This window comes from Halosimplex rubrum (assembly GCF_013415885.1).
In the GTDB taxonomy this organism is placed as follows: domain Archaea; phylum Halobacteriota; class Halobacteria; order Halobacteriales; family Haloarculaceae; genus Halosimplex; species Halosimplex rubrum.
In genome coordinates, this window is record NZ_CP058910.1 from 421211 (window position 1) to 430483 (window position 9273).

General features: G+C 70.8%; 8 protein-coding genes. 5 read left to right on the plus strand and 3 right to left on the minus strand.

Features of this window, described 5'->3' with window-relative positions:
• Window positions 1-1338: a potassium channel family protein gene (locus HZS55_RS02175; RefSeq protein ID WP_179910126.1), complete on the minus strand. Its 1338-nt coding sequence runs from the start codon at window positions 1336-1338 to the stop codon at window positions 1-3.
• 170 nt (window positions 1339-1508) lie between these two features.
• Between HZS55_RS02175 and HZS55_RS02180 the strand changes: the two genes are divergently transcribed.
• The 4 genes from HZS55_RS02180 to HZS55_RS02195 all read left to right on the plus strand — a co-directional run bounded on the left by HZS55_RS02180 (window position 1509) and on the right by HZS55_RS02195 (window position 6215).
• On the plus strand, window positions 1509-2918 hold the full coding sequence (locus tag HZS55_RS02180; RefSeq protein ID WP_179910127.1) for a signal recognition particle protein Srp54: 1410 nt from the start codon (window positions 1509-1511) through the stop codon (window positions 2916-2918).
• Window positions 2919-3020: 102 nt separating this feature from the next.
• Complete coding sequence (locus tag HZS55_RS02185) at window positions 3021-3803, plus strand: MBL fold metallo-hydrolase (RefSeq protein WP_179910128.1); 783 nt, start codon at window positions 3021-3023, stop codon at window positions 3801-3803.
• 83 nt (window positions 3804-3886) lie between these two features.
• Window positions 3887-4915, plus strand: coding sequence for a signal peptide peptidase SppA (gene sppA, locus HZS55_RS02190; RefSeq protein ID WP_179910129.1), 1029 nt, complete (start codon window positions 3887-3889; stop codon window positions 4913-4915).
• Window positions 4916-5066: 151 nt separating this feature from the next.
• Complete coding sequence (locus tag HZS55_RS02195; protein ID WP_179910130.1) at window positions 5067-6215, plus strand: DUF373 family protein; 1149 nt, start codon at window positions 5067-5069, stop codon at window positions 6213-6215.
• 110 nt (window positions 6216-6325) lie between these two features.
• On the opposite strand, the gene rnz is transcribed toward HZS55_RS02195, so the two are convergent.
• Entirely contained in the window at window positions 6326-7267 is a 942-nt protein-coding gene (rnz, locus tag HZS55_RS02200; protein WP_179910131.1) for a ribonuclease Z, read from the minus strand.
• A gap of 311 nt (window positions 7268-7578) precedes the next feature.
• Here rnz and HZS55_RS02205 point away from each other — a divergent pair, with 311 nt between their 5' ends.
• A complete protein-coding gene (locus HZS55_RS02205) occupies window positions 7579-8667 on the plus strand; it encodes a DUF4382 domain-containing protein (RefSeq protein WP_179910132.1) in 1089 nt (362 codons plus the stop codon).
• Window positions 8668-8700: 33 nt separating this feature from the next.
• On the opposite strand, the gene HZS55_RS02210 is transcribed toward HZS55_RS02205, so the two are convergent.
• On the minus strand, window positions 8701-9228 hold the full coding sequence (locus HZS55_RS02210) for a hypothetical protein (RefSeq protein ID WP_179910133.1): 528 nt from the start codon (window positions 9226-9228) through the stop codon (window positions 8701-8703).
• Window positions 9229-9273: the final 45 nt, after the last annotated feature.

A 9273-nucleotide genomic window follows, 5' to 3' on the forward strand; every position in this document is an offset into this window, starting at 1 on the left:
TCACCGTGACCCGGGTCCGGCTCCGGTCCCCTCCCCGACGCCGGCCAGCGCCCGCAGGCGTTCGGCGCCGGCTCGGGTCCCCTTCGCGATGAGGGTGTCGCCGGCGCGCAGTCGCGTCTCGGGCGACGGCGTCAGGACCCACTCCGTGTCGCCGTCCGCCCGACCGGTGCCCGCGTCGCCGTCACCGTTCGCTCCGTCCGTCCCGCCCGCCGCCTCGCCCTCGCGGCGGACCGCGATGACGAGGGTCCCCGTGGTCGCCCGGAGCGCCTGTTCGCCGATGGTCGTGCCGTCGAGGTCGCTGCCGGCCGCGACGGGGACGCTGACGAGGATCTCGTCGGACTCCTCGACGGCCGCCCGGACGACCGGGTGACTCCCCAGCCCGCGGAGGACGCCCTCGCTGATCTCCAGGGCGGCGTCGCTGATCACCTCCGTGCTCGTCGCGATGTGGACCAACCCGCGGATCGCCACCGGCTCCGCGAGTTCGGCCGCCGCCCGGAGCGCCCACGCCTCGAAGCGCTCCTTCAGCGCGTCGACCTCCACCTCCAGTTCGCTCACCTCGCGGGCGAGTTCGGGGTCGTCGAACAGCACCGACCCGTAGGCCAGGTCGACCGCGAGTTCGCTGACGTTGCGCATCAACACGACCGTCTCGACCGCTCGGTCGAGGTCCGCGATGTCCGACTCGGGGACCGCCGACCGTTCGTAGGGGTCGCCGGTCATCGTCTCGAAGACGCCCTGGATACCGTCGTCGGGGCCGCGACAGAACGACACGTCGCCGGGTCGCAGCGTCGTCTCTCGGCCGGGGTCGAGCAGCCACTCGTCGCCGCGACGGACGGCGAGCACGCGTACGCCCGTCTCCGTCTCCAGGTTGATGTCGCCGAGCGTCCGCCCCGCGTAGGGCGATTCCCCGGCGAGTTCCGCCCGGGCGAGCGTCTCGACGGGGTCGGGGAGGCCCGCCCGCAGCGACGCCGGCAACCCCACGTCGTCGAGGACGACCTTCGCGATGTCGCCGGCGGCGTCGCTGATCGTCTCGGCGGCGCCGACGATGCCGAAGATGGGCGCCAGCTCCTCTGCCTCCTCGGGCGAGCGCCCGGCCATCACGAGGCTCATCCGCGCGCGCAACTGGAGCACGTCCATCTCCGACTCCAGTTCGAGCACCTCCGCGGCCAGCGCCGGGTCGTCGAAGAGGACGGAAGAGTAGGACAGATCGACGAGCAGCTCGGCGATGTCTTTCATCTCGCCGAGCAGTTCCTTGACGCTGACCGGCTCGTACTCGACGCGGTCGGCGGGGTGGGGGTCGACGGTGTCACCGTCGCCGCCGCGTCCGCGGTCCGGCGTCATCGGTGCCACCGCACGCGTCGACTGCTGGTCATGTTCGAGAGTCCGTGCGGCGAGCCCTTAGTCCATCGGGCGTCGCGGGGTCGGTCCGTCCCCCGTCGGTCTCCGGCGGGGGCGACCCGTCGCCGCCGAGGGCGAAGCCTTTACCGGGCCGGCCGCGTACTCCGCGGCAAATGGTACTCGACGATCTGGGAACGTCGCTCCGGAGCACCCTCGACGACCTCCGGGGCCAGTCCCGCATCTCCGAGGAGGACGTCGAGGAGGTCGTCAAGGACATCCAGCGGTCGCTGCTGCAGGCCGACGTGGACGTGGACCTGGTGATGGAGCTGTCGGACTCCATCAAGACCCGCGCCCTAGAGGAGGAGCCGCCCGCCGGCACCTCCGCCCACGACTGGGTGCTTCGGGTCGTCTACGACGAACTCGTCGGCCTCGTCGGCGACTCCACCGACCTCCCGCTCAAATCGCAGACGATCATGCTCGCCGGTCTCTACGGCTCGGGGAAGACCACCACGGCGGCCAAGATGGCGTGGTGGTTCTCGAAGAAGGGCCTGCGCCCGGCCATCATCCAGACCGACACCGACCGCCCCGGCGCCTACGACCAGTCCAAGGAGATGGCCGAGCGCGCCGAGGTCGACTTCTACGGCGACCCCGACGCCGACGACCCCGTCCAGATCGCCCGCGACGGGCTCGAAGAAGTCGAAGACGCCGACATCAAGATCGTCGACACCGCCGGTCGCGACGGCCTCAACGAGGAGCTCATCGACCAGATCGAGGACATCGAGGCCGAGGTCCAGCCGGATCGGGACCTCCTGGTGCTGGACGCGGCGATGGGTCAGTCCGCCAAGGACCAGGCCCAGGAGTTCGAGGACTCGATCGGCATCGACGGCGTCGTCATCACGAAGCTCGACGGGACGGCGAAAGGTGGGGGCGCGCTGGCCGCCGTCAACGAGACCGGCTCGTCGATCGCCTTCCTCGGGACCGGCGAGACCGTCAGCGACATCGAGCGCTTCGAACCCTCCGGGTTCATCTCGCGGCTGCTCGGGATGGGCGACCTGAAACAGCTCACCGAGCGCGTCGAGCGGGCGATGGAGGAGACGGGCGAGGAGGAAGACGACTGGGACCCCGAGGACATGATGGAGGGGAAGTTCACCCTCCAGGACATGCGCAAGCAGATGGAGACGATGAACAAGATGGGTCCCCTGGACCAGGTGATGGACATGATCCCCGGGATGGGCGGCGGGCTCATGGACCAGCTCCCCGACGACGCGATGGACGTGACCCAGGAGCGCCTGCAGGACTTCGAGGTCGTCATGGACTCGATGACCGACGAGGAGCTGGAGAACCCCCGGACAGTGGGCAAGAGCCGCATCGAGCGCATCGCCCGCGGCTCGGGCAAACCCGAGGAGCGGATCCGCGAACTGCTCGAACAGTACAACGCGATGCGCCAGATGTTAGACCAGTTCCAGGGCATGGGCGACGCCGACATGGAGCGGATGATGAAGCAGATGCAGGGCGGCGGCGGTGGCGGCGGCATGGGCGGGATGGGTGGCATGGGCGGCGGTGGCGGCCCGTTCGGCGACTGAGTCGCCCGTTCGGCGGTGGCGGCCTGTTCGGCAGCGGTGGCCCGAACGGGTTGAATATCTGATACACGAAACGGGTAACGGTGGGTCGGCCCAAACGGAGGCATGCGCGTCACCCTCATGGGGACCGGCGACGCGGTCGGCGTGCCCGCGCCGCTGTGTGACTGCGAGTACTGCGCCGCCAGCGAGCGTCGCCGCCGCCCGGCGGTGCTGGTCGAGGCCGCCGGGCGGCGGCTCGTCCTCGACATCGGTCCCGACATCGCCGACCAGCTCCACGAGGTGGAGGTCTACGACGTGGACGCCTTCTTCGCGACCCACGCCCACTTCGACAACTACTGGGGGATCAACGAGTTGAACCAGGCGGCGATGGACACCCACGTGCGGAACGAGTCGGAGTTCGACCACCCGACCTTCGGCAAGGATATCACCGTCTACGGGAGCCGCCCGGTCCGGACGTTCACCGAAGACACCTTCCCGCACATCCTCGACAACGTCGAGTACGTCCCGCTCGACGCCGACGAGGCGGTCCGCACCGACGAGTTCGACGTGCGGGCGTTCGACGTCGACCACGGCACGCACGCCTTCCCCACGCAGGGGTACGCCGTCTCCGCCGAGGGGTCGACCGTCGTCTACGCGCCCGACGTGGACGGCGTCGACGCCGTCCCCGACTTCTGCACCGGCGCGGACCTGCTCTTCTTCGACGGCTCCGTCCTGGGCGCGGAGTTCCACGGCGACGCCGAGGAACTGCGCGCCGACGCCCGCCGGTTCGACGCCGACCGCGTCGTCACCACGAACGTCTCCGAGCACATGCTCGAACGCCACACCGACGACCTCGACGGCCGCTCGGAGTTCGAGGTCTGGAGCGACTTCGACCGCGTGGCGCTGTAGCCCTCCGTTCGCCCGGCCGCCGGCACTGCCGGCACCCGCACTTCGCCGACAGCTTTTCCGCCGACCGCGACGCCTAGGGAGCCATGAGCAGTCAGTCATCCGACGGCGGCCCGGTCGGGACCGTCGAGGGGACCGTCGTCCCGCTGGTCGTGACCGCCCTCGTCGGCCTGGTCGGCGTCGTCGCCGCCTGGTACGTGTTCGTCCGCAGCACCGACTCGCTGGTCGACCTGTTTGGCCTCCTCGTCGTCGCCGGGGTCGCCCTCCTCGCGCTGTGGGTCGGGAGCCGGATCGCCGGGTCGCTCGTCTCGCCGTACAACGTCGCCGAGGTCGCGGTCGAAGGGCCGATCGCGCGCGAACGCGCGGGCGGCGTCCCCGGCTCGCCGACCGGCGCCGGCGCCGACGACGTGGTCGAACAGATCGAACTCGCCGACGCCGACCCCGCCGCGGAGGCGCTGCTGGTGAAGCTCAACACCCCTGGTGGGGAGATCGTCCCGAGCGAGGACATCCGCATCGCCGCCGAGCGCTTCGACGGGCCGACCGTCGCCTACGCCACCGACGTCTGCGCCAGCGGCGGCTACGACATCGCCAGCGGCTGCGACGAGATCTGGGCCCGCGAGGGGTCGCTGGTCGGCTCCATCGGCGTCATCGGCTCGCGGGTCAACGCCAACGACCTGGCCGAGCGGCTGGGGCTGTCCTACGAGGGGTTCACCGCCGGCGAGTACAAGGACGCCGGGACGCCCCTGAAGGAGCTGCGCCCCGACGAGCGGGCGTACCTCCAGGGCCTCGTCGACGACTACTACGAGCAGTTCGTCGAGACCGTCGCTGAGGGTCGGGACATGGAGCCCGCGACCGTCGAGGAGACCGAAGCCCGCGTGTTCCTCGGGAGCGAGGCCCGCGAGCGCGGCCTCGTCGACGAACTCGGCACCCGCCGGGCGGTGACCGACGCCCTCGAAGACCGACTCGGCGAGCCCGTCGCGGTCCGCGAGTTCGAGCCCGCCCACTCGCTGCGCGAGCGGGTCAGCCTGGGCGCCCAGCGAGCCACCTACGCCTTCGGCGCCGGGCTCGCGAGCGCCGTCGACGGCGACGCCGACGGGCTGCGCTTCCGTCGATAGGGCTCGCGCGGGCGTCGAGTCCGTACCGCCCGAGCCCACGCCGTCCCCGCGCCGGACGGTCCCTTCGGAGCTCCGCGTTCGGGCGATTCGGCGCTCGCGCGGGCGGAAACGGTCGCGAGGATTTTTATCCCGTGACCGCCTCCGTCGATCCGTGACAACGCTGGTCGTCTGTATCGACCGCGCGGGCGACCTCGTGGCCGGGACGGACCCGCCGATGGTGGGGCGGGAGGCCGTCGAGTCGCTCGTCGTCGACGTCGGCGTCGAAGACCCCGAGGACAGCCAGGTCAACTGCCTGCTCGAAGCCCTCCGCGTCTCCCGTGACCTCTCGGAGGCCGGCGACGAGACCGTCGTCGCGGTGCTCGCGGGGACCGACGACACCATCGGCGCCGACCGCGCCATCGCCCGCCAGGTCGAGGAGCTCATCGACGGCCACGACCCCGACTCGGCCGTGGTCGTCGTCGACAGCGCCGAGGACGAGCGGCTCGTCCCCATCGTCGAGTCGCGCCTCACCGTCGACGCCGTCGACCGCGTCGTCGTCCGCCAGGCCCGCGACATCGAGTCGACCTACTACCTGCTCAAGCAGTTCCTCGCCGACGAGGAACTGCGCAAGACCGTCCTCGTCCCCATCGGCGTCGCGCTGATCGCCTACCCCGTCCTCTGGTGGGCCGTCAGCCCCGGCGTCGCCACCGGCGCCATCGTCGCCGTCGTCGGTCTCTTCTTCCTCTACAAGGGCCTCGGCATCGACACCTACCTCGCCTCCCTCCCGGGTCAGGTCCAGGAGGCGCTCTACTCGGGCCAGGTCGCGCTGGTCACCTACGTCGTCGCCGCCGGTCTCTCGCTGGTCGGCGTGTTCGCCGGCGCCATCGGCGTCTCGGAACTCGGCTCGGAGAGCCCGCTCATCCTCGCCAGCCGCTTCGCCTTCGACGCCATCCCCTGGCTGACCGGCGCCGCGCTGGCCGCCAGTACCGGTCGCCTGCTCGACGAACTCATCCGCCGCGAGGGCGTCCGCAGCGCCTACCTCAACCTCCCGTTCGGCGCCGTCGCCGTCGGCCTCGTCGTCCGCGGGTTCTCCGCGTACTTCCTCGAACTCGCCGACGTGTTCAGGCCCTACCGGATCCGACCCATCGACGTCGGCCCCGTCGCCTTCGAGGGTGCCACCCTCGAACCCCCCGGCACCCGCCTCGCCCTGTTCATCCTCGCCGGCGTCTTCGTGAGCCTCGCAGGCGTCCGGTTCGCCGCCTACTTCAGCGGCACGACCGTCGAACAGGAGTTCGCCCACGGCCGCGAGGGCGGCGACTAGGGGTCGGTTCCGTTCGAGACAGCTCGAACGGAAGTGACGAGCCGGCGACTGCACTCGACGGCACGCGATGGAATCGCTCGCCGCGCTCGCGCTGTCGCCGGCTCGGCGCGTCAGTCCGCGGAGTCGTCGTCGGAGTCGTCGGGGAACGGCACGTCGAACCGGTCGCCGTCGTCGGGGATCCAGGCGTCGCCGTCGAAGTGCTCGCGGGCCTCGCGTTCGATGGGCGAGTCGTCGCCGGCGTAGCGCGTGGAGATGTGGGTGAGCGCGAGCCGTTTCGCGCCGGCGCGGTCGGCGATGGCGGCGGCCTCGCGGGCGGTGGAGTGGGCGGTCTCCGTCGCGCGGTCGGCCCAGTCGCTCGCGAAGGTGGCGTCGTGGACGAGGAGATCGGCGTCTTCGGCGGCGGCGGCGACGGCGTCGGTCGGTCGGGTGTCGCCGGTGTAGACCATCCGGCGGCCGGGTCGCGGCGGGCCGACGACCTCCTCGGGTTCGACGGTCCGGCCGTCGTGTTCGACGGCCTCGCCGCGGTGGAGCTTCGAGTACTTCGGCCCGGGGGAGATGCCGAGCTCCCCCTCGGCCTTCTCGCGGTCGAAGCGGCCCTTGCGGTCGTCCTCGACGAGAGCGTAGCCGACAGCGTTGGTGCGGTGGTCCGTGCGGACGGCCCGCACCTCGTACTCGTCGCGGTCGAGGACGACCTCGTCGGGGCCGACCTGGTTGATCCGGACGGGGAACGACGGGTCGTTGCCGGCGGCGTGGACCAGGTCCTCGATCTGGCCGCGGGTGCCGTGAGGGGCGTGGATTGCGAGCGGGCGCTCGCGGTCGTTGAAGTCGAAGGTCTGGACGAGCCCGGGGATGCCGAGGACGTGGTCGCCGTGGCAGTGCGTGACGAAGACGTGGTCGACGGCGAAGCCGGTGGAGAAGCGCATCATCTGGCGCTGGGTCCCCTCGCCGCAGTCGAACAGCAAGCGGTCGCCGTCGCGGTTGACCAGCAGCGCGCTCGTGTTGCGTCGAGTGGTCGGGACCGCGCCGCTCGTGCCGAGAAACGTCACGCGCATGTCCGCCCCTCGGCGGGCGCCCGGTAAACGCGTGTCGGATCCCGTCCTCCGCGCTCCAGCGACCGTCGGCGCCGCGCCGTGTCCCCCTATTTAACCGTTTCGTCCGTTCAAGCGCGTCGGTCGGGATCGGCCGCGAGCGAGTCTCCGGCCGCCTCGAAACTCGACTTGATCCGTCGAAATTCGGCTTCGGCGACTCCCTTTTATATGGGCGTCCCGCCGAAAGACGGGGACACGATGTCACGGATGCACCGACCGACTGCGACCGCGACGCGACCGAGCCGACGAACGAGTCCGCGAGCGGAGGTGTCGGTATGAGGCGAGCGGTCGTCGCGGTGGCGACGGCGCTGCTGGTCGTCACCGCCGGCTGTGCCGGAATGACCGGCACGGCGACCCCCGGCGCCGGGAGCGGAACCGGCGGCGACGGCGGGAGCGCGACCGACGGCGCCGACGCCGGGACGGTCAACTTCTACGTGAGCGACCAGCCCAACGACATGGACGACTTCGCGCACCTGAACGTCACGATCACGCAGGTGCAGTTCCACCTCGTCGACGCCGCCAACGAGTCGGCCGACGAGACGGACAACGAGTCCACGGCCACGTCCGTGAACGAGACGGGCGAGAACGAGACGACCGCCAACGGGACCGCGATCCCGATCGAAACTGACGACGAGGAGACCGAAGAACCCGAAACCGAGTCCGACGACGAGGCGGACGAGATGGACGACGACGAGGACGGTCGCTGGGTCACTCGCGACGTGAACGCGACCTCGGTCGACCTCTCGCAGTTGCGCGGCGCGAACGCGACGCTGCTGGAGCAGTTCGACCTTCCCTCGGGCGAGTACGACACGGTCCACATGGCGGTCAGCGAGGTCGAAGGGACGCTGAAAAACGGCGACGACCAGCGGGTCAAACTCCCGAGCAACAAGCTCCAGCTCGACACGGAGTTCACCGTCGAGAACGGGTCGGAAGTCGACTTCGTCTACGACGTGACCGTCCACGAGGCGGGCAACAGCGGGAAGTACATCCTGAAGCCGGTCGTGAGCGAGTCCGGGACCGACGTCGAGATCGAACGAGTCGACGACGATGACGACGAGCGCTCGATCAGCGCGTCGTTCGTCGGCAACGTCTCCGCCGGCGAGAACGTCACCGTCCGGGTGACCGAGAACGGCTCGGCGGTCGCGAACGCGACGGTGAGCGTCGACGACGGCGCGGACGGGACGACCGACGCCGACGGCGAGTACGTCGTCAGCGTCCCCGCCGGCGCCGAGGAACTCGAGATCGAGGTCGGTTCGAACGACGCCGAGGCCGAACTCGAAGCCGAGTTCGGATCGGACGGGGACGACGACCGTCCCGGTGACGGCGGTCCCGGCGAGGGCGCCGGGAACGGCCAGGGCAACTGACGCGAGCGACGGGCGCAGCGACAGCGATCGCGGTCAGTTCCCGCGTTCGTCCGCGCACGGGCGGTCGCGCTCGGCGACGTCGACCGTGCGCGAGGCCGAGGCGACGGTGGTGTTCTCCGTCGTGACGGTCGCGCGGACGGGGACGGTGTCGCCGCCGTCCAGCGACGGCGGACGGTCGGCGGTCCCGAACAGCGTCAACCGCTCGGAGCCGCCCGTCGAGAGCGCGAGGGTGTGGGTCTCGACGAGCGCGCCGTCGTCGACGGACACGGTCACGCGGAACGACGGTTCGGGCGGCCCGCCGTCTCGGAGGGGACGTTCGACGACGAGCGACCCGCTCAGTCCGGCGTTGCCCGGCATCGGTCCCCGGTCGTTGCAGGTGACGACTCCGTCGGAGTCGGGGTAGGGGTCCGCGGACTGGTTGCCGACGGCCACCCGCGGCTCGAAGGCCGAGACGGTGGCGTTCGCGGGACGGTCCTCCGACGTGAGCGCCGAGAGGCCGGCCGCGGCACCGACGACGACGGCGAACAACAGGACGAATCCGGCGATGGCGAAGCGACGCATGCGTCGTCGGTGACCCGGAACCGGTATGTGTCTTGTCACCGGCAC